Raw genomic sequence first — 22045 nt, 5'->3', positions numbered from 1 at the left:
CGGTCAGTGTGCGGCAGAGGTTTGCAGAGATTTTGGTGCGGAACTGAAAGAGTGTGACGGAGAGGCTGATCATGTTCACATGCTGATAGAGTACGGCCCAACAGTGCAGCTATCGGTACTGGTGAACTCGTTAAAGGCGGTCACATCAAGGCGACTGCGTAATGAATTTCTGGACTTGAGAGGTGCTTACAGCAAACCCGTACTCTGGTCACGCTCTTACTTTGCGGGCTCTTGCGGCGGTGCGCCGTTAGAGGTGATCAAGCAATACATTCAAAACCAGCGGGGCTGACGCCCCGGCGAAATTCCTCTCCCACCTACGTCGGAGGGAGTCCCCTTTCGCATTTAAGATGGAGCAGGTGGCTCTGCGCCAGCAGGCGAGCGATGCCCTGAAACAGGAGGCGAAGGAGGACATCAGCACATCGGCGGCGAAACCGACCCAGTGATCCTTGCCGGACGAGGCGCTCACGGGCGCCTCGTTTCTATACGCGCCCCCCTCTTCGGCCCATGACCAGAATGAACACAATGGCCACAACAGCCTTAATAGCCATTACGGTCAGATTGTTTTCCAGTCAGACATGATTAATTAACCTTCTTGCAACAATCACAAGGAGAGCACCATGTTGCAAGGAACCTTCAAGCGTACCCTGATCGGTAGTCTGCTCGCACTGAGCGTCGGCGCCCACGCCCAGATCAACGAAGTCCACTTCCTGATCCCGGGCGGCGCTGGCGGCGGCTGGGATACCACGGCCCGCGGCACCGGTGAAGTGCTGGCCAAGTCCGGTCTGGTCAAGACCGTCTCCTACCAGAACATGTCCGCCGGTGGCGGCGCCAAGGCCATCGCCCACCTCATCGAGACCTCGGCCCAGTCCGACAAGACTCTGATGGTCAACTCCACCCCCATCATCGTCAAATCCCTCTCCAAGGAGCTGCCCCAGTCCTTCCGTGATCTGACGCCGGTGGCCGCCATCATCGCCGACTACCAGGCGCTGGCGGTGAAGGCGGACTCCCCCTATCAGAACTGGGCCCAGCTGCTGGCCGCCTACGAGGAGAACCCGGCCAAGGTGAAGATTGCCGGGGGTTCCGCCCGTGGCAGCCTGGATCACCTGGTCGCCGCCCTGACCTTCAAGAATGCCGGCGCCGACGCCAGCAAACTGCGCTACGTCGCCTACGATGCCGGCGGCAGCGCCATGGCCGCCGTGCTGGCCGGAGAGACCCAGGCCATCTCCACCGGCTTTGGCGAGGCGATGGAAGCGGTCAAGTCAGGCCAGATGCGGATCCTCGGGGTCACTTCCGACAAACGCCTGCCGGGGGCGGAGCAGATCCCCACCTTCAGCGAGCAGAACAACCCCACCGTCTTCGCCAACTGGCGCGGTTACTTCGCCTCCCCCACCATCAGCCCGGAGAAATCCGCCGAGTTTGCCGCCCTGCTCAAGCAGATGTACGACAAGCCGGAGTGGGAAGTGGTCCGCACCCGCAACAGCTGGACCAACCTCTACAAGTCGGGTCCCGAGTTCACCGCCTTCCTCGACGGCCAGGAGCAGCAGATCGGCGGCCTGATGCGCGAGCTCGGCTTCATCAAGTAACCCTCGTTGTCACATCGCAGGCGGGCGCAGGCCCGCCGCCCATGTTGGAGTCAAGAGATGAACATCACCAAGGAGCGACTGGGGGGCCTGCTGTTTCTGCTGCTCTCCCTCACCTATGGCTACTACGCCACCGAGATACCGGGCTACCCCGGCGACGAATACGAACCCTTCACCGCCAGTACCCTGCCCTATGCCCTGGCAGGGATCGGGACGCTGCTCTCCCTGCTGCTGGTGCTCTTCCCCGGGGGCGAGCCCCTGCGCCGGGAAGAGGGAGACTGGCGCCGGGTCTTCATCCTGCTCGGGCTCATGGTCATTTACGGATTGGGGCTCACCTGGTTTGGCTTCGTGCTCTCGACCATCGCCTTCCTGAGTGTGGGCATCCGGGTGCTCGGTGAGCCCAGTCTGCGCTACGGCCTGATGATCAGCGTCCCCTTCTCCATCGGTTTCTGGGCCCTGCTCACCAAGGGGCTCAACGTCTATCTGGAGCCGGGTCGCCTGTTCACCCTGCTCGGTTTCTAAGGAGTCACCATGTTAGACGGAATCTTGCAAGGACTCGGCACTGCACTGCTGCCGGTCAACCTGATGATGGTGGTGCTTGGCTGCTTCATCGGCACCTTTATCGGCATGTTGCCGGGCCTTGGCCCGGTCACCGCCATCGCCCTGATGATCCCCATCACCTATGGCCTGGATCCCTCCTCCGGCATCATCTTGATGGCGGGGGTCTATTACGGCGCCATCTTCGGGGGCTCCACCTCCTCCATCCTGATCAACGCCCCCGGCTGCTCCGCCACCGTGGTCACCGCCTTCGACGGCTATCCCCTGGCCTGCAAGGGACAGGCGGGCAAGGCGCTGGCCATCGCCGCCTACGCCTCCTTCACCGGCGGCACCCTCTCCGCCATCATGCTGATGGTGGCGGCGCCCCTGCTGGCCAAGGTCTCCCTCTCCTTCCAGTCGGCGGACTACTTCGCCCTCATGGTGCTGGGCCTCTCCGCCGTGGCAGCCTTTGCCGGCAAGGGGCAGGTGCTCAAAGCGCTGATCATGGCGCTGTTCGGCATCATGATCTCCACCATCGGCATCGACCGCAGCGTCGGGGTAGACAGGTTCACCTTCGGGTTGCCGGATCTGCGTGACGGCTTCTCCTTCCTGCTGCTGGCCATGGCCACCTTTGCCCTCGCGGAGATCCTGATGGCGGTGCTGCGCCCCGGCAAGGACAACAGCGAGGAAGAGGCCAGGCAGATGCAGCAGCTCGGCAGCCTCAAGCTCAGCAAGGAAGAGGTCAGAGAGATAGCGCCCCCCATCGCCCGCTCCTCGGTGCTGGGCTTTCTCATCGGCGTGCTGCCGGGAGCCGGCGCCACCATCGCCGCCTTCATGGCCTATGGCACCGAGCGCAACATCGCCGGCAAACAGCGCCAGGAGCAGTTCGGCAAGGGCAGCCTGCGCGGTCTGGCCGCCCCGGAAGCGGCCAACAACGCCGCCTCCACCGGCTCCTTCGTGCCCCTGCTGACCCTGGGGATCCCGGGCTCCGGCACCACGGCCCTCATCCTGGGCGCCCTGGTGGCCTACGGCATCCAGCCGGGCCCGCGTCTGTTCATGGAGCATCCGGACGTCTTCTGGTCGGTGATCATCTCCATGTATCTGGGCAACGTGGTGCTGTTGATCCTGAACCTCCCCCTCATCCCCTACCTGGCCCGGGTACTGGCGGTGCCGCGCCCCGTGCTCATCCCCATGGTGCTGCTGTTCTCCCTGACCGGGGTCTATCTGGTCTCCTTCAACACCATGGACATCCATGTGATGGCCATCGTTGCACTGATCGCCATCGGCCTGCGCCTGCTCACCTTCCCCATGGCCCCCATGCTGCTCGGTTTCATCCTGGGGGGTATGCTGGAGGACAACCTGCGCCGGGCCCTGGTGATCAACGACGGCAGCCTGAGCTTCCTGTGGGAGCGCCCCATCACCCTCGCCTTCACGGTGATCACCCTGACCATGTTGCTGCTGCCCGTCTGGCAGTGGTGGCAGGCTCGCCGGGCCCCCAAGGGGGAGCTTGCCACCAGCCACTGAATCGATGAGCCTCTGCCACCTCTGAACCCTGCCCCATCACGCGTAGAGACCTTGATGCCCACGGGAAGCAAATCCTGACAAAAAGAGCGCCGAAAGGCGCTCTTTTCTTGTCTGGACGACAGGTTCCGGACGACCGGATCACGGCTTGCGGTAACGCCGCTCCGGCCGCCCGACGGTGCCATATTCGAGCTCGGGGCTCGCCAGTTGCTGCCCCACCAGAAATTCCAGATAGCGGCGCGCCGTGGTCCGGCTCACCCCTATCCGGCAGCCTATCTCCTCGGCACTGGCGGCCTCCGGAGTCAGGGCCGTCAGCACCCGCTGCAGGGTGAGAGCATCGATGCCCTTGGGCAGTCCCTCTGCCGCCACCTGCTGCAACGGCGTACCGAACAGGGTGTCCACCGCCTGCTGGTCGATGTCGGCCAACGCCGCCAGGGCGGCGATGCTCTGACGGTACTTCTCCAGGGTGTCGCGCAGCCGCTCGAACACCACGGGCTTCAAAATGAAATCCACCACCCCGAGGCGCATCGCCTCCTGCAGGGCAGCGGCTTCCCGCGCCGCGGTGAGCAGGATCACATCCAGACTCGCCCCCGCCTGGCGCAGCTCTCTCAATAGCGAGAACCCCTCTCCATCGGGCAACCAGACATCCAGCAGCACCAGATCGGGTTTGAGGATCCCTATCTGCTCCCTGGCATCGAACAGGGTGAGCGCCACCCCCAGCACCTCGAAACCGGCGAGGCGCTGCACGAAGCGGCGGTGGATCTCGGCAATGGCGGGATCATCCTCGACGATCAGGATCTTGATCACTTACACCTCCTTGGGAATGTAACAGACGACGCAACTTCCCTGCGTCGTGGCTTCGATGGTGATCTCCCCCTGCAGGGCATCCAGGGTCTTGCGCACCAGGGAGAGCCCGATACCGTGTCCTGGCTCGGGCTTGCTACTGACCCCCTGTTCGAACAACCTGTCCGCCAACTGCGGGTCGATGCCGCCAGCCCCGTCTTCCACCTCCAGCACCAGATCCTGCCCCAGATCGCTCAGGGAAACCCGGATGGGCTGATAGGGCGCACCGTGGCGGCGGGTCGCCTCGAAGGCGTTGTCGATGAGGTTGCCCAGCACCGTTACCAGCTGGGAACCGCTGACACGGGCAGGAATGTCGTGCAGACGGGCATCGGGATCGATCACGAGCTCAAGACCGAGTTCGTGGGCCCTGTGGTATTTGCCGAGCAGCAGCCCCGCCACCTTGGGTTTGGCGATGGCCCCCATCAGGAAGCCGAGCAGGGTCTGCTCGGTGGCCGCCTCCCGCCCGATGAAGGCGAGCGCCTCCCGGGTGGCCCCGAGCTCAATGAGGCCAGCGATGGTCCCAAGCTGGTTGTTGTGCTCGTGGGTCTGCACCCGCAGCAGATCGCTGTAGGCCTGCACCTGGGAGAGCTGGGCACTGAGTTCCGCCAGCTCGTCCTTGCGCCGAAAGCTCGACACGGCGCCGATCAGCTTGCCCTCGCGCACCAGCGGCAACCGGTTGACGATGAGGGACTGGCCGTTGAGCACGATCTCCTCGTCAAACTGGGGGGTCTGCTCTTGCAGGATGGAGAGCATGCGACTGCCCGGCAGCAGGTGACCGATGGGCTGTCCAATAGCGGCCCGGGCAGTGGTGTCGTCCAGGCGCAGCAGCTTGATGCCGTTGGGGTTCAGAGAGGTGAGGCGCCCTTGCTCGTCGATGGTGAGGATCCCCTCGCGCACCGTGCGCAGGGTACAGTCTAGCTCCGCATAGAGACGCCCCATCTGCTCGGGTTCAAAGCCGAAAATCGCCTTCTTGTAGCGCCGGGCCAGCCAGGCGGCGGCGACACTGTTGAGCAGCACGATGAGCAAGGTCATGGCCAGGCCGAAGCGCAAATAGTCCTGCAGATCCGCATCGATGTCCCGCACCAGATAGCCGACCGACACCACCCCGATGATCTTGCCCATCTCGTCACGGATGGGCCCCTTGCCGCGCACCGAGACCCCGAGGGACCCCTGGGCCCTGGAGATATAGGCCTCCCCCTGCAGGGCACGCTCGGGATCATCACCCACCATGGGTTTGCCAATCCGGTCCGCATTGGGGTGCGCCAGGCGGCGTGCCTGCCTGTCCCCGATGACGATGTAGCTGGCCCCGACCTCGGCGCGGATCCGCTCCACCAGGGCATTGAGGCGGACCGTATCCGCCCGCTTCACCCCGGCGATGACGCCGGACTCCCGCGCCACCAGCCGTGCCACATCCAGGGCCTGATCCCCCACCTCACGGTAGCGCTGCTCGGCGACATAGTAGTAGCTGGCCCCGCTCAGCAACACCAGTTGCAGCAGACTGACCAGACAGAGAATGAGCAGGAAGCGTCCTTGCAACCCGAGCCTCATGCCTCCTTGTCGCCTCGCAACAAGTCGAGCAGCAGACTGCCATCGCGCAGGGCCTTGTGCACCTGCACCGAGGTGGGTTTGGTGGGATCTTCGTAGAAGTGGGTGGATTCAATCTGCAGGCGCACCAGGTACTCGGCGGGCAACTGGCTTGCCAGGGACTGGTGCAACATGGGGAAGAGCAGTCGATCGGCCCGGGTGATCTCCCCCCCGAGCAGCAGCTTGCCCGGATTGAGCAGGCAGATGAGGTTCGCCAGCACCCGGGAGAGGCGGCCTGCTGCCTGGTGCAGGATGTCCTGACACAGGCTGTTGCCGGCCAGCGCCAGCTCGCACAGCTCGCGTATGGTGACGCTTTCGGGCAGATCGAACTCCTGCATCCGTTCGCGCAGCTCCCGATATTGCGCCTCCAGCGCCTGATTGGTCACGAGGGTGCAGGCGCAGCCGAAGCCACCGCAGTAGCAGCGCTGGCCATAGGGTTCGAGCTGCAGGTGGCTGAGATCCCCGAGCAGAGCCGACTCGCTCTCGATGAGCTGGCCATTGACCACCATGCCGACCCCGATGTCGTTGTGCACGAACACCAGCACCGCATCCGAGCAGTTCCTGGCGGCGCCCCACTCCCGCTCGGCCTGGATCCAGGTGCGCACGTCGCCGCTCACCAGCACGGGTACCGAGAAGGCTTCCTGCAGGGTGGGACCGAGGGGCCAGTTGCGCAGATCGTAATAGGGAAAATGCTTGACCATGCCGGAGTGGCGCTCCACCTGGCCGGGCAGGCAGAGGGCGATGCAGGCCAGACGCAGCGCCTTCTTGGGCAAAAAGCCCTCGATGGCCCGCACCAGGCTGGCCAGCAGCTCGGCACGCTCCGCCTCGTTGAAGACATGGCGATGGCGTGCCAGGGAGTGACCCGCGAGATCGAACAGGGCCATGTCCACATAGCCGCGCCCCAGGCGCATGGAGAGAAACTGGAAGCGGCGCTCGTTGATGCGCAGCAGGGTCTGGCGACGGCCACGCCCCACCGAGCTCTCGCCGCAGGTGACCACCAGGCCGCCGTCCAGCAGCTCGCGGGTGATCTTGGTGATGCTGGCCGGCGACAGGCCGGTCAGACGGGACAGATCGGTACGGGACAGCTCCTTGTGCTCCTCCAGGCTGGCATAGACCAGGCCGTAGTTGAGCTGACGGATCAAATCGATACTGCCTTTCACGATCTCATTCATAGGGTTGGGGCTAACGAAAGGAACGAATGGCGCGATTTTCACACATTCTGCGCCGATCCCCAAATTTGCCGTCTGGAAATCCTGTCCAGACGGCAAAAATGTGATTAGTAACGGAAGCGGGAGACGAGTTGGCGCAATTTGTCACCCGTGCCTGCCAGGGCGCGGGTGGTGGTGCTGGACTCCCCGGACGCCTCGGTCAGCTCGCTGACGATCTGCTGGATGGCCACCAGGTTCTTGTTGATCTCCTCGGAGACCGCGTGCTGCTCCTCGGCGGCCGTGGCGATCTGGATGTTCATGTCGTTGATGGTGCCGACCGCCGCTACCATGCTGTCCAGGGAGCTGGCGATGTGGCTCGCCTCCTGCACCGTCTCCTGGCTGCGTGCCTCGCTGGCCTGCATCACCTCCACCGCCTGCTTCACCCCGCCCTGCAGGCGCTGGAGCATCTCGTTGATCTCCTTGGTGCTCTGCTGGGTACGGCCCGCGAGGGATCGCACCTCGTCCGCCACCACCGCAAAGCCGCGCCCCTGCTCGCCCGCCCGGGCCGCCTCGATGGCGGCGTTGAGAGCCAGCAGGTTGGTCTGATCGGCGATGCCGCGAATGACCTCCACCACGGAGCCTATCTTGCCGGTCTCATGGGCGAGCTGCTCGATGACCCCGGCCGCCACATGCACTTCGTCCACCAGCCGGTTGATGCTGCCGATGGCGCTGTTCACCACGCCGCGGGCCGCATCGGACTCGCGGGCCGCATCGCTGGTGGCGCTGGCTGCGTTGGAGGCGCTCGCCGCCACCTCCTGGGCGGTGGAGCTCATCTCGGTCACCGCGGTCACCACCTGATCCGTCTCCTTGCCGTGGCCCTGCATCTGCCTGTCCGCATGCTCGCTCAGGCTATGCAGCCGATCCACGGCCCCCAGCAACTGGTGACTGGTCTCCCCCACCTGGCTCACCACCGACTGGATCCGCTCGACGAAGCGGTTGAAGGCGGCGGCCAGCTGCCCCACCTCGTCCTTGCTCTGCACCTTGAGGCGCTGGGTCAGATCCCCGTCCCCGTCGGCGATGTCGTTGAGTGCGGCGACCGCATCCGCCAGCGGACGGGTGACCCGGTTGCCGATCACCACGGTGGCCGCCAGGGTCACCCCCAGGATCACCAGGATGAACAGCACCCCGGTTTTCAGGGAGCCATACATGGTCTCCTCCCGCTCGCTGCGCAGGGTGGCCAGCTCGTTGTCGATGTCATCGATGTAGAAGCCCGTGCCCACGACCCACTGATATTTGTCGAGCACCAGGTTGAAGGAGAGCTTGGGGGCATCCCGCCCGATAGAGGGCTTGTTGGTCCAGTACTCCGAGAAACCATCTCCTTCCCGCGCCGACTTGATGATCCCCTGAATGAGGAAGGCACCCTTGGTATCCTTGTCCTGCCAGCGGTTCTTCCCCTCCATCTCGGGCCGGGTCGGCAGCAGCACGGTATTGCCCTGATAGTCGTAGACGAAGAAGTAGCCGTCGCTGCCATAGCGCAGCGGCCGCAATATCTCCTTCACCTGCTGGCGCACTTCGGGACTGTCAGGCTTGCCGTAGCTGCCCTCGATGGCCGTCTTGGCCAGCATCAGATAACTGCTGAGCAGCGCCTTGCGCTCCTTGATTGCCCTCTCCCGCGCCACCACCAAATCCGACTCCAGATCGCTCCTGGCCACCAGGTAGTTGCTGAGATTGACCACCAGGGCCATCAGCAGCACGGGGATGGCCCCCAGTAACAGGATCTTCTGCTTAAGTGTCATTGTGTCACCCTTTGTGCTGTGTTCATTGCTGCATGATGTCTGCCTAAACGGCATGGGAAGCTGGCCGAAAGGGAAGTGCGTTCGCTACAATCCCGCCACCTTTAATTATCGACCAGATGAGCTGACTCATGAACCTATGTCCTTGCGGTTCCTCTCTTTTTCTTGCCAAGTGCTGCGGTGTACTCCACGCAGGCCAGCCCGCCGCCACCCCGGAGCAGCTGATGCGATCCCGCTACAGCGCCTTCGTGCTGGGATTGGGAGAATATCTGGTACACAGCTGGCACCCGGACTATCTGAACGGGCTGACCGTGGCCGACCTCTCATCGACCGACACCCGCTGGGATGGCCTCGAGATCCTCGCCAGCCAGGGCGGCCCCGATGACATCCTCGGCATGGTGGAATTCAAAGCCTGGTTCCTGGAGGGGGACGAACGTTACTGCCTTCATGAGCGCTCCCGCTTCGTGCGCCATCAGGGGCGCTGGGTCTACACCGACGGCGAGCAGGATCCGGCGCCGCTGCGGGTCGGGCGAAACGACCCCTGCCCCTGTGGCAGCGGCAAGAAGTTCAAGAAGTGCTGCGGCTGAGGTTTCCCCCACGCCGCCCTCTGGCCAGCCCCCGGGCTGGCCTTCTCCCCTCCCGTCATGCTTTCCCCTGCCCGCCTCGACGGTGACGTGAGGTTCATCACATTTCGCTCATCACCTCACATTTAATGAGCGTTTACGAACATTAATTTGGCCCATATCAAACATTTTACGTCGTGGAGGCGCCACACTGGCCTCATCTGGAAGAGATGAGACGGGCACGAATGAAAAGAATCACCACACAAGTCGTCATCATAGGGGGGGGCGCCACCGGCGCCGGCATCATGCGCGATTGCGCGCTGCGCGGCATCGACTGCATCCTGCTTGAGCGGGACGACATCGCCGCCGGCACCACGGGCCGCAACCATGGCCTGCTCCACTCCGGCGCCCGCTACGCGGTGACGGATCAGGAGTCCGCCCGCGAATGCATTCAGGAGAACCGCATCCTCAAGCGGATCGCCAGCCACTGCGTCGAGGACACCGGCGGCCTCTTCATCACCCTGCCGGAAGATGACATCCATTTTCAAAATACCTTCATGGACGCCTGCGCCCTGGCGGGCATCGACGCCCGCCAGCTGGATCCCGCCGAGGCGCTACGCCTTGAACCCAACGTCAACCCGGCGCTGATCGGAGCCATCCAGGTGCCGGACGGCACGGTCGACCCCTTCCGCCTGGCCGCTGCCAACGTGCTGGACGCGAAAGAGCACGGCGCCCGCATCTTCACTCACAGCAAGGTGCTGGGGCTGCTTCGCACCCAGGATAGGGTGCACGGGGTCAAGGCCATCCACACCCGCACCGGCGAAGCGTTCGAGGTGGAGTGCCAGGAGGTGATCAACGCCGCCGGCATCTGGGGCCAGCAGATCTGCGAGTATGCCGACCTCGGCATCCGCATGTTCCCTGCCAAGGGTTCCCTGCTCATCATGGATTACCGCCTCAACCAGCTGGTGCTCAACCGCTGCCGCAAACCGGCGGACGCGGACATCCTGGTGCCGGGCGATACCATCTCCCTCATCGGCACCACGTCGAGTCGCATCGACTACCACAAGATTGACCAGCTCAGCGTCGAGCCCGAAGAGGTGGAGGTGCTGCTGCGCGAGGGGATAAAACTGGCCCCCATCATGGCCCGCACCCGATTGCTGCGCGCCTACGCCGGCGTTCGCCCCCTGGTGGCAGTGGATGGCGACGAGTCCGGCCGCAACATCAGCCGCGGCATAGTGCTGCTGGATCACGCCGAACGTGACGGCCTCCAGGGTTTCAACACCATCACAGGCGGCAAGCTGATGACCTACCGGCTGATGGCCGAATGGGCCACCGACTTGCTTGCCAAAAAGCTTGGCAACAGCAAGCCCTGCCGCACCGCCGAGCTGAGCCTGCCCGGCTCGCGGGATCCGGAGAAGGTCTCCGCCCCCGGTCTCTCGGTACCCGCCGAAGGCTCGGCCCAGTACCGCCACGGCGAGCGGGTCATCGCCTTTTTCCGCGACAACCCCAAGGCCAACGCCCTCATCTGCGAGTGCGAGATGGTGACCGCGGGCGAGATTGAATATGCCCTGCGGGAGCTCGACGTGGACAACCTGGTGGACTTGCGCCGCCGCACCCGCCTGGGTATGGGCCCCTGTCAGGGGGAGCTGTGCGCCTATCGCGCCGCCGGCCTGATGCAGGAGTACGGCAAGGCGGACGGTCGTCAGGCCTGCGTCATGCTGCGCCAGTTCCTGGAGGAGCGCTACAAGGGTACCCGGCCCGTGCTCTGGGGCGATGCCCTGCGCGAAGCCGAATTTACCTACTGGATCTACGAGGGGCTGTTCGGCCTTGGTGAGTGGACGGCCCCCCACCTGGTGAGCGAGCCCCCCTTCCCGCTCGATGCCAGCACCGCCAATTACACCAAGGAGCGCAGCCATGAAATTTGACAGCATCGTGATCGGCGGCGGCATGGCGGGCCTCTCCGCAGCCCTGCGCCTCGCCGAGGCCGGCCAGAAGACCCTGCTGATGGCCTCCGGCCAGAGCGCCCTGCACTTCTCCTCCGGCTCGGTGGATCTGCTGGAGAGCGACGGGGATCCCCGCGCCGCCCTGCCCGCCTTCATGGCGGCCCATCCGGATCACCCTTACAGCAAGGTGGGGATGCAGAATATCGAGGGGAGTCTGGCCGACCTGCAACGCCACTGCGCAGAAGAAGGGCTACCCTTGATGCGCCAGGAACACAACCACCAGCGGCTGACCCCCATCGGCACCCTCAAAGCCACCTGGCTCTCCCCCGACACTTGCGCCTGCATGACCGATGCCCCCGCTCCGGACGCCATCCTGCTCGCCACCCTGGAGGGATTTCGCGATTTTCACCCGGCGCTCGCGGCGGCGAATCTCGCGACCCACGCCCGTTTTGCCCACAGCCGCATCCTGACCGGGGAAATTCGCCTGCCCCAGCTCGCCCAGTTCAGCCGCAATCCCCACGAGTTTCGCTCCGCCGACATCGCCCGCCTGTTCGACAAGCAGGGGCCTGACCAGCAGGACCTGCTGGCGGATCTGGCCCGCGAGATCAGCCGCATGGTGCAGGGATGCGGTGTGCCCGGCTGTCGCCATATCGTGCTGCCCGCCTGCCTGTCGCTGGGGCTGGTCGGCCCGCGTCTGAGCGAGCTGGAACGGCGCACCGGCTGCACCATCAAGGAGGTGGCCACCATGCCGCCGTCCCTCATCGGCATGCGGATGCAGGAGGCCCTCAAGCGCCGCTTCATGGCCCTTGGCGGCACCTTCCTCACCAGCGAGCGGGTGCTGGGCGCCCGCTATGACGGCGACAAGGTGATCGGGGTGCACAGCCAGCACGGGGAGGATCAGCTGTTCGAGGCGGACCACTTCGTGCTCGCCTCCGGCAGCTTCTTCAGCCGCGGGCTGGAGTCGCGCCTCGGGGGCATTCGTGAACCCATCTTCGATGCCGACGTACTGAGCCTTGCCGAGCGCGACGCCTGGGCCGGCCGCCGCCTGTTCGACCACCACCCCTTCATGGGCTTCGGGGTCAAGACCGACGAGCGGCTGCGGGTGCTGCGCGGCGGCAGACCCCTCACCAACCTTTACGGCGCCGGCAGCGTGCTGGCGCACTATGACCCCATTAAAGAAGGTTCCGGCTCCGGCGTGGCCGTTGCCACCGGCTGGCAAGCCGCTGGCCATATTCTGGCGGAGGGCTGAGATGAATCACATATTCCCACTCCAACGACACGGCGTGCTGGCCCACGACGATGCCCAATCCAAGGGGGGCTCTGGCTCAGGTGTCGCTGTCGCCACCGGCTGGCAGGCCGCCGGTCACATTTTGAGTTCAGCCCAATGATGATTTCGCCCCATATCCCGTGCCTTCACACCCAACGGGAGGAGAACTGACATGCTACTGGATCATGCCAACCAGACTTTCGATCAGTGCATCAAATGCACCGTCTGTACCGCCTACTGCCCGGTGGCCAAGGCCAACCCGGCCTACCCCGGCCCCAAGCAGGCGGGCCCGGATGGGGAGCGGCTGCGCATCAAGAGCCCCGAGCTCTTTGACAGCGCCCTCAAGTACTGCACCAACTGCAAGCGCTGCGAAGTGGCTTGCCCGAGCGGGGTGCGCATCGGCGACATCATCGCCAAGGCCAAGCACCAGTACAGCGGCTTCAAACCGGGGATCCGCGAGTTCGTGCTCTCCCACACGGATCTGATGGGCAGCATGTCCACCCTGATGGCCCCGGTGGTCAACTTCACCACCGGCCTCAAGCCGATGAAGCAGGTGCTGGACAAGGCGCTGGGGGTCTCCTCCCACCGGGACTTGCCCAAATATTCACAAGGCACCTTCCGCGGCTGGTACAAGAAGCAGAAAACGACTCAGGCCCGCTTTGCGCGCCAGATCGCCTACTTCCACGGTTGCTATGTGAACTACAACCACCCGCAACTCGGCAAGGAGCTGGTGCAGGTGCTCAATGCCATGAACATCGGTGTCCAGCTGCTTGCGCGAGAGAAGTGCTGCGGCGTGCCGCTGATTGCCAACGGCTTCATGGACAAGGCCAGGCAGCAGGCGGCCTTCAATATCCAGCAACTGGAGAACACCCTGCTCGGCAACGAGATGCCGCTGCTGGCCACCTCCTCCACCTGCGGCTTCACCCTGCGGGACGAATATCCCCACCTGCTGGAGCAGGACAACCACAAGGTGCGGGATCGCATCTCCCTGGTGACCCGCTTCCTGTGGAACGAGTTCGATCGGGGCAACAAACCGGCCATGAAGCCCCTCAATCTGCACATCGCCTACCACACCCCCTGCCACCTGGAGAAGATGGGGGGCGTCATCTACACCCTCGAGCTGCTGCGGGCCATCCCCGGCGTCAAGGTGACGGTGCTGGACTCCCAGTGCTGCGGCATCGCTGGCACCTACGGCTTCAAGTCCGAGAACTACGACACCAGCCAGGCCATCGGCCAGGGGCTGTTCGATCAGATAAACCGGCTCAAGCCCGATCTGGTCATCACCGACTGCGAGACCTGCAAGTGGCAGATCGAGATGAGCACGGCGTTTCGCTGCGAACACCCGGTGCACCTGCTGGCACGGGCGCTGGCCTGACCGCCATCCCCCCGGTCCGCCCATCATCACGGGCACCGGCTTGGAAGCGACACGCCCCGGTCAATGCCTGCGCCCCCTCTGGCCGGCATTGACCGGGATCGGCGCGGCAAGGCCCTGACGCCGCCCGGGCAGCCCGATGGGAGGCCCGGGCGGCGAATTCCTTTGGTTGTTTGAACTACCCACACAGTGAAAAGCAGCAACAACACCCACCCCGTTAAAATCCACCTCCCATTACCACCACCGGGAAATATCAAGCCAGCATATTCAGCCAAAAAAAGAGCCGGCATTCGCCGGCTCTTTGCATCATCTCACCCCATCAGGGGTGCTGGATGATCAGGCTGTGCTGATCCAGCATGGATTGCAGGATGTCGTGAGAGGAGGAGCCGCTCAGGTTCCAGCTACTCAGATCCACGTCCTTCAGGGTGATCTGCTGGGTGACATTGCCATCCCCCGCCGGGGAGACCGACAGGCTCACGTCACTCAGGCCATTGCCGGTGCTGGTCACCGATGCCTGGAGATGACCCAGCAGGCCATCCACGCTGTTGTCGGTCACCCCCTTGAGCAGGTCCGCCAGATCGATCCTGTCCCCCTCCTGGGGACGGAAGTCGGTGATGGTGTCTATCGCCGGAGAGGCCGTCGTCCCCTCGTCACCACTGCCCCACACGAAGAGATCGCTGCCGGCGCCACCGGTCAGGATGTCATTGCCCTGACCGCCCCGCAGCACATCATCTCCCATGCCGCCCAGGAGGCGATCATTGCCGGAGGAGCCGAACAGCCAGTCCCCCTGATCCGAGCCCAGCAGATCGTGACCGCTCTGGCTGTGGATGGTGATGGTCTCCGTGGCCGAGCTCAGGGTGCCGCCACCCAGGCTGGATTCGGCACTCAGGGTGAGGGCATGATCCCCCGCCGGCAGATCCTTGAGGTAGATGGGCACGGACTGGTCCATCGGCAGCAACCAGTCGTTGCCATCCGCGTGGCCGACGCTCTGGCCGTGCTCGTCCACCACCTGGGCGCTGCCGAGGTTCTGGATCCGCACCGACAGCTCACCCGGGGCCGGATTGACCACGCTGGCGCTGAGGTTGAGCGGCACCCAGGCCCCTTGCAACGCAAGGATATCGTGGGTGCCGACCCCCAATTGGGGATCGTCCGGCTCGGCCGTCACCTGGATGGCAATCTGGGCGCTGTCGGTCATGACGCCACCGGCACCGGTATTGCCCTGATCCGAGGTGGTGATGCTCAGGTTGTCCTGACCCCAGAAGTCCCTGGCTGGCTCGTAGTGCAGGTTGCCTGCCAACAGACCGTTGAGATCATCGAGCGACCCGACCAGGGTCACCACGCTGGTCCCCGCCCCCTGCACCGAGACGGCGCCTGCCGCCCCCAGCAGGGTCAGCACACCGTGCTCCACCCGCAGCACCATGGAGATGGGCGCACTGCCAGCATCCACGTCCTTCACGCTGATCCCGGTGAGCGACAGGGAGCCATCCTCTTTCACCTGCAATGAGCCCGGCACCTGGGTGACAGGGGCATCATTGACTGGCTCGACCTCGATGGGCAGCACGTCGGTATCGCTCAGGGGGCCACCGCTGCCGGTGTTGCCAAGATCATTGGTCACCATGGTCAGGGCATCCTGGCCATTGAAGTCCTGCTCGCCCTGATAGGTCACGCCCCCTGCGAGCAAGGCATTGATGGCATCCTGGGAACCGCTCAGCACCAGGGTGTTGCTGCCGCTGCCGCTCACCGTCACGCCACTGCCCGCCACCAGTTCCAGGGTGCCGTGCAGCACGGAGAGGGTGACAGAGAGGGGGCTGTTGCCCGCATCCACATCGCTCACCTGCAGCCCGTGAATGGTGAAGGGCTGATCTTCCTGCGCCACCTGGGGCGTCGTCGGCAGCTGGTTGACGGGGGCATCGTTGACCGGTTGTACCAGGATGGGCAGCACATCGGTGTCACTCAGGGCGCCACCGCTGCCGGTATTGCCCCGATCGTCCGTCACCATGGTCAAGGCGTCATTGCCATGGAAGTCCGGGTCGCCCTGATAGGTGACGCCGCCCGAGAGCAGGGCATTGAGATCCGCCAGGGTGCCGGTCAGCACCACATCGCCGGTACCGTTGCCGGTCAGGGTCACGCCGCTCCCGGCCGGCAGGGTCAGGGTGCCGTGCTCCACCGAGAGGCGCACTTCCATGATGCCGTTGCCCGCATCCACGTCCTTGACCTGCAGACCCTGGATGACGAACGGCTCGTCCTCCTGTGCCACCTGGGGATCATCGGGCAGCACGTTGACGGGGGCGTCGTTGACCGGGCTCACATCGAGATGGATGGTGCCGTTCACTTCGGGGCCGAGGGCGCCGTTGTCCAGGCTCTGGGCCGTCACCTTGATCGCCATGGCGCCGTTGGCGTCGTTGGTCACGAGCTCCACCGCGTCGAGCTTGCCGCCGTCCGTGGTGATCTGCCAGCGGCCACCGCCGAGATCCACCACGGTACCGCTCACGCCGCTCGGCAGGCGGATTTCTGCCCCGTCCGGCACCCCTTCCAGGGTGACGCGCACCTGCTCGGGCCCGTTCTCGTGCACATTGCCGGCATTGCCGCCGGTAGCCTGGGTATCCCGGGTCTCCACCCCCAGGTTCAGGGTGATCACATCCCCTTCGGTGCCGCTCGCCTGCTCCTGCATGTCGGTGATGACCGCATCCCCCACCGGATTGACGGTGACGGTGAAGCCCGCACTGGTTTCAAGGGGCAGGGTCAGCCCCTTGTCCAGGGTGAAGGCGCTCAGGGTCAGACTCACGGTGCCGCTGAAGTCCGCAGGCGGGATCAGGGTCAGCTTGGAGAAGTCGGTGCCCACAGGCACCTGCCACACCCCGCCGCCGTTGTTAACCGCCGGGGCGGACAGGGTGAAGCCATCCGGTACCCCCTTGATCTGCAGCCCGACGATCTGCTCGGAGCCATCGTTGTCGATGAGGCTGGCCCCCAGCCCCCCCAGGCTCACGCTGCCATCTTCCTGGCCCGTGACGTTCTGGACCGTGAGGTTGGCCGGATCGTTCACCGGCAGCACCTCGAAGCTCACGTTGCCGCTCCAGCTCCCCCGATCCGGGCCCGTGGTGGCGGTATCGAGAATATCCACCGTCACCGCCAGCGGCACCTTGCCGCTGAAGTGTTCTTTGGGCACGAACACCAGATCCTTGAGATCCGCCGGGTCGTTCACCGTGAGGGTGGAAACCGGCTGGCCGTTCTTGTCGAGGAAGTGACCATATTGGGGATCCACGGTCACGACCACCTGCTCCACGGTCTCGAGACCGCCATCGGCCACCGAGGGGCTGATGTCGGCGAGCTTGACCGAGAGATCGAGATGAATGTCGGTGTCTTCCAGGTTGTCAGGCTGGCCGTCGCCGTTTACGTCCTTCACGTTCAGTTGCAGCTCGGGCAGGCCGTCCGCCCCGCCGTTGATGTCCACCTCCGGGGTGATGGAGAGGGTGACGTCCTTCTCCACCATCTTGGTGTCACCGCTCACGGTGTCGGTGTTGACCAGGCGCACATTGAAGTGCAGGCCGTCACCGGCATAGTCTTGCGGCAGGGTCAGGGTCAGGCGGTCGAGATCATCGAGGCCGCCCGGCAACTTGATGAGGTACTCGCCGTTGACGAAGTCATAGGTGAGCCCCTGTACGTTGACGCCCGGAGGGAGACCAGTGATGACGATGCTGAGCTCGTCGTCCCCGATGTCCGCCGTGCCCAGGGTCACCATCTGCTTGAGCTGGCTGCCGAAGTTGACGCCGTGATCCTCCACCCCGGTGATGGGGGTACTGTTGTCAAAATCGACATCGGCGGCCACCTGACCCGAGTGGGTCGCGCCATGGAAGTCGGCGCTTGCGGTGATCTCCCGATAGGCCGGGGCGCTCACATCCCCCTCGTTGTTGTCACCAAGGTCGACCACCCTGGCGCTCACCTTGAAGGTGACGGTGCCGGTGAAGCCATCCGGCGAGCGCAAGGCGTAGCTGCCGAGGGCGTCGTGGGGCACCGTCCAGTTGCCCTTGCCATCGTTGATGCCGCCCACCACCACGAAGCCGGGGGGCAGATCGCTGATCACCAGGTAGTCGATGACCTCATCGCTGCTGGGGTCCAGATCCTCGAACACGAAGACGCCGTCCAGCGGGATGTCGTGCCCGTCCGGGCTCTCCAGCTGACCAGTCTGCACCAGGTTGCCATCAGGCTCCACCACCGCCTGGATATCCACATGCAAGGTGCCGTCGATCACCTTCTGGGCAGTGGCGCTGGAGTCCACATCCACTTGTGTCACCGTGACATGGCTCTGGAGGGTGGTGTCCCTGTCGCTGTCTTCGGGCCCTTTCACCAGCAGCTGGCCACCGCCGAGCAGGCTTTGCAGCTCGGCGTCGCTCAAGTCCACGGCGCCGCCGCTCACGGTCAGCTGGGTCTCGACCCCACCCACGCGGATCCAGACTTCATACCCGGGTTCGATACCGGAAAGGCTGAGGTGGGTCACCTTCTCGGCGCCGTCGGTCAGGTCAGGCTGCCAGTCGAGGACGGTGAACTGATCCTCCAGGCCATGGCTGGTCTTGGCATAGTCGGTGGCGTCGATGGCCGGCTCCACCTTGATGGTGAGGGGCACGTCGAAACTCTTGTGGTCGCCGTCATTTTCGGTCACCACCACGTGGCCGACCAGGTGCAGATCGGCGGTGCTGTTGGGGGGTGGCTGGATCTGCAGGTTGCCAAGGCTGGTCACATCCACCTGATAGAGAGGATTGCCCTTGCCATCGAGCCCGGCGAAGGTCAGGGTCAGCTCCTTGCCACTGCCGTCGAATACCTTGGCCCCTTCCGGCAGCCCTTCCAGCACCAGGTTGAGGGTTTCCGAGTGATCGAGCGGGGTATCCGTCCACTCCCCCGAGGTGAGCTTGAAGTCCAGCGGTGCCCGGCCATCCTCTTGGATGGTGATGCTGTAGCCGTTGCCATCCTGGGTCCAGTCGGTGGTATTGAGATCGAAATGGGGTTCATCCACCACCCCCACCAGATCCACGTGCAGGCTCTGGCTGCCGGTCTCCTTCTCGTTCACCACGGTGTGGGTCTGGCCGCTGGCATCGGTCAGGATGGCGGTGTCCTTCACCACCCCCTTGATGGTGAGATCGAAATCGACGTTGCTGTTTTTGGGCGGCAGCAGCTTGAGGTCATTGATGCGGTCATAGGGCACCTCGTAATAGCCGTTGGCATCCAGGGTGACCGCCACCCCACCCAGCAGCAGGGTGGCACCGGCGGGCAGGCCGCTGATGCGCACGAACAGCTGCTCGGAGCCATCTGTGGTGTCTCCCAGATGGGCGAGCCCAATCTTGCTGCCCAGATCGATCAGGGTATCTTCCTTACCCTGGATCTCGCGCACCGTCAGCTTGGCGTCGTCCGCCAGCGGGTTCACGTTGACAATCACCTCCAGCGGATCGCCGAGGGCCGTCTCCTTGCCGGTCACCACCGGGGTCTTCTCGGTGCTGACCGGGGTCACAATGAGCTTGATGTCACCGCTGTAGTCCTTGCCGGGCACCACCGTCACCTTGTTGATGTCGCCACCGGCCACCGCATAGAGGCCGTTCGCCCCCGGGGTGAGCACCTTGCCGTTCAGGGTCAGCGTGCCCTGGCCGGACGCCCATTTGATCTGGTAGCTCAGGGTCTCGGAGCCGTCCGTATCGGTGAGACCCGCCTTGACGTTGAGGGCGATGCCGCTGCTGTCCTCGTCCGTGGTGTAGTGCTGGTGCGTGCTGCCCGCATCCCACAGGGGTTTGTCGGCAATGCCCTGCACCGTGATGTCCAGATTGCCGGTCAGCACCGGGGGCTTGCTCCCCTCGGTGACCCCCACCTGCAACTGCACCGGGAAGCGCAGCGCAGCACCTCCGTTGTTGTAGCTCGAGTAGTCGTGGTTCGGCACAAAAGTGACACCGGTGAGCTGGAACTTGTCATCGGTGTTGGCCACCGCCACCATGGCCGCGGGCGGCACCTCATACCAGGTCTTGCCCCCCTGGGTGATGGTGGTCAGTGCGACGCCGTTGAAATAGAAGGTGCCGTGAGCATTGGCCGGCGCCTGGATCAGCAATTTCTCGACGAACTCGCCCCGATCGTAGTCGCCGATGTCCAGGGCCATGGTGATGGGGATGCCATGAGTGGGATCACTGGCCCCCGCATCCTCGGCGCCGGTGACTGCGCTCACGGTGAGCTTGCCCGCCTCGTCCCATATGGTCAGGGTCAAGACACCGTCATCGGTGTCCCCATCCCCGTCCACCAGGTGGAAGTCGATGGTCTGCACCAGGGTATTGTTGCTGTGATTAACGCCGGATGTCGCCGTGAAGCTGTAGTTGCCCTCGGCACTGATCACCAGGGTGCCGATCACTTGTCCCGTGCTGTCGGTGACTGCAATGCTGGTGTTGCCGCTGGCGGCGATGGGGTGCTCGGTGCCATTGATGGTCACCGATCTCACCACCGCATCGTCCGCCCCCTCGCTGGCAGTGGCCAGCAGATCGCCGGTCACTTTCGCCCCTTCATTCAGGGTCTTGCTCGCGTCCACGGCCACGGGTACGTCATCCTGCACGCTCACATGGCCGATCACTTCGGCACTCAGATCCCCGTCACTGTCCCGTGCCTGCAACGGCAGCTGGATATCCAGCAGATCCTTGCCCTGGACGCTGTGATCCAGATTGCCGGTCAGCTCGAAGGTGTAGCGGCCGGACACATCCAGGGTCAGCTTGAAGATGAGCTTGCCTGCGCTGTCCTTGCCAAGGTAGACACCCGGCTGGCTGTCTGCCCCAATGGTGACCGCCTTGCCCCCCGACGTCAGGGTATTGAGGGCGTTGAAGCGGGCTACATCCAGTTGCAGGGAAACCACCCGGTCACTCCCGGCGGCGATCGTCACCTGGCCGATGGCAACCTCTCCCGTGCCTGACGGGCTGGTACCCCCATGCTGGCCACTGCCCCCGTTGAGGTCCGACTCCTTGACGGTCACCCCCTCGATGGCGGTGATCACGGGATCCGCCGCATCGGTGATCACCGCCGTGGTGCTGCCGGTGATCACACTGCCGTCGCTGTCGGTCACCTTGACCGGCAGGCTCAGGTTGAGCTTGTCGTCAGCCCCGTGATCCAGGTTGGTGTGTACCGTCACCTGGTAATCGAGGGTTGCCTGGGTGTGGGCTTCGATGCGCCCCGGCACGCTCGGCAGGGTCACCGTCAGCACCAGGGTGCCGCTCGCAGTCACTGCCTGGAAGCTGTGGCCGTTGCTGCCCGCCACCTCTTGCCAGGTGAGGGTCTCACCGTTGTGGGTGATGGCCTTGCCACTCCCATCCACAACTTGGCCCGAGAGGGTCAGCCGCACGTCCACCACGGGATCGGAGTCCGCCCTAATGGTCAGGGTGCCGGTGGCATGCTGATCATCGCCGGTCTGGTTGTTGGCGGCACCGTCGAAGCGCCCCTCGCTCAGGGTCACGCCGGTCAGGGTGAGGGTCGGGTTGGCCCCTTCCGAAATGCGAATGTTGAGGGTGCCCGTGGCGCTGTCGTTGTTGCCGCTGCCCTTGTCGCTGTCGACGATGTTGAGCTTGAACGGCAGGTCGGTCGCGGTGTTGCCGCTCTGGTGAACCCCCTCAAACAGGGTCACCTTGTAGTCAAAACCGTTGCTGGCGGCGTTGTCCAGCTTGCCCACCAGTTCGACCTGAAGCACCTCGACGCGCTGGCCATTGACTTCCACATAGCCTTTCAGCACCTGATTGCCCGGGATGCTGGCATCGCCGTCGACCAGCTCGTATTTGACGCTCTGGCCCAACGCGGTCAGGGCCGGCTGCTCGCTGATGTCGGCAAACGACACCTCGCTCACCCGATCCGAACCCGCATTGACCTGGAAGTGGCCAGTGCCGGTCAG

Annotated in this window: 14 protein-coding genes; 9 read left to right on the top strand and 5 right to left on the bottom strand. The window is 64.4% G+C overall.

The annotated features are described in order from the left end of the window. From tnpA to AB5Y50_RS17680, 4 genes are all read left to right on the top strand, one after another. A partial coding sequence (gene tnpA / locus AB5Y50_RS17695) for an IS200/IS605-like element ISAs26 family transposase (protein ID WP_368163133.1) occupies positions 1-289 on the top strand: 289 nt, incomplete at its 5' end. Between the two features lie 328 nt (positions 290-617). Beyond that, positions 618-1583 (top strand): tripartite tricarboxylate transporter substrate binding protein, encoded by a 966-nt coding sequence (locus tag AB5Y50_RS17690; RefSeq protein ID WP_052815427.1) that lies wholly within the window; start codon positions 618-620, stop codon positions 1581-1583. 57 nt (positions 1584-1640) lie between these two features. Beyond that, positions 1641-2102 carry a tripartite tricarboxylate transporter TctB family protein gene (locus tag AB5Y50_RS17685; RefSeq protein ID WP_052815428.1) on the top strand — a complete coding sequence of 154 codons (462 nt, stop codon included), beginning with the start codon at positions 1641-1643 and terminating at the stop codon, positions 2100-2102. 9 nt (positions 2103-2111) lie between these two features. Next, entirely contained in the window at positions 2112-3641 is a 1530-nt protein-coding gene (locus tag AB5Y50_RS17680; protein ID WP_053288415.1) for a tripartite tricarboxylate transporter permease, read from the top strand. A 138-nt stretch (positions 3642-3779) separates the two neighbouring features. On the opposite strand, the gene AB5Y50_RS17675 is transcribed toward AB5Y50_RS17680, so the two are convergent. The 4 genes from AB5Y50_RS17675 to AB5Y50_RS17660 form a co-directional block, all read right to left on the bottom strand. Continuing rightward, a complete protein-coding gene (locus AB5Y50_RS17675) occupies positions 3780-4445 on the bottom strand; it encodes a response regulator (protein WP_052815430.1) in 666 nt (221 codons plus the stop codon). Continuing rightward, positions 4446-6029: a sensor histidine kinase gene (locus tag AB5Y50_RS17670; protein ID WP_052815431.1), complete on the bottom strand. Its 1584-nt coding sequence runs from the start codon at positions 6027-6029 to the stop codon at positions 4446-4448. After that, positions 6026-7237: an ROK family transcriptional regulator gene (locus AB5Y50_RS17665; RefSeq protein WP_029314606.1), complete on the bottom strand. Its 1212-nt coding sequence runs from the start codon at positions 7235-7237 to the stop codon at positions 6026-6028. Before AB5Y50_RS17665 ends, AB5Y50_RS17670 begins: the two co-directional genes overlap by 4 nt. A gap of 104 nt (positions 7238-7341) precedes the next feature. Next, a complete protein-coding gene (locus AB5Y50_RS17660; protein WP_010674921.1) occupies positions 7342-9009 on the bottom strand; it encodes a methyl-accepting chemotaxis protein in 1668 nt (555 codons plus the stop codon). Positions 9010-9137: 128 nt separating this feature from the next. Here AB5Y50_RS17660 and AB5Y50_RS17655 point away from each other — a divergent pair, with 128 nt between their 5' ends. The 5 genes from AB5Y50_RS17655 (at position 9138) to glpC (ending at position 14154) form a co-directional block, all read left to right on the top strand. Next, entirely contained in the window at positions 9138-9593 is a 456-nt protein-coding gene (locus AB5Y50_RS17655; RefSeq protein ID WP_080560511.1) for a YchJ family protein, read from the top strand. 221 nt (positions 9594-9814) lie between these two features. Continuing rightward, positions 9815-11494: an anaerobic glycerol-3-phosphate dehydrogenase subunit A gene (gene glpA, locus AB5Y50_RS17650; protein WP_010674923.1), complete on the top strand. Its 1680-nt coding sequence runs from the start codon at positions 9815-9817 to the stop codon at positions 11492-11494. Continuing rightward, the gene (gene glpB, locus AB5Y50_RS17645; RefSeq protein WP_010674924.1) at positions 11484-12761 is read left to right on the top strand and encodes a glycerol-3-phosphate dehydrogenase subunit GlpB; all 1278 of its coding nucleotides are present in this window, start codon (positions 11484-11486) and stop codon (positions 12759-12761) included. Before glpA ends, glpB begins: the two co-directional genes overlap by 11 nt. A gap of 1 nt (position 12762) precedes the next feature. Beyond that, positions 12763-12900 carry a hypothetical protein gene (locus AB5Y50_RS17640; RefSeq protein ID WP_155418824.1) on the top strand — a complete coding sequence of 46 codons (138 nt, stop codon included), beginning with the start codon at positions 12763-12765 and terminating at the stop codon, positions 12898-12900. Positions 12901-12951: 51 nt separating this feature from the next. Then, positions 12952-14154 carry an anaerobic glycerol-3-phosphate dehydrogenase subunit GlpC gene (glpC, locus tag AB5Y50_RS17635; RefSeq protein ID WP_010674925.1) on the top strand — a complete coding sequence of 401 codons (1203 nt, stop codon included), beginning with the start codon at positions 12952-12954 and terminating at the stop codon, positions 14152-14154. A 316-nt stretch (positions 14155-14470) separates the two neighbouring features. On the opposite strand, the gene AB5Y50_RS17630 is transcribed toward glpC, so the two are convergent. Beyond that, the coding region (locus AB5Y50_RS17630; RefSeq protein WP_368163129.1) for a type I secretion C-terminal target domain-containing protein at positions 14471-22045 on the bottom strand (7575 nt) is incomplete at its 5' end.

This window comes from Aeromonas sp. s6, from assembly GCF_040907815.1.
Classification (GTDB): domain Bacteria; phylum Pseudomonadota; class Gammaproteobacteria; order Enterobacterales; family Aeromonadaceae; genus Aeromonas; species Aeromonas caviae.
The sequence above is the reverse complement of the archived record's forward strand: the minus strand, read 5'-3'. Positions and strand labels throughout refer to the sequence as shown.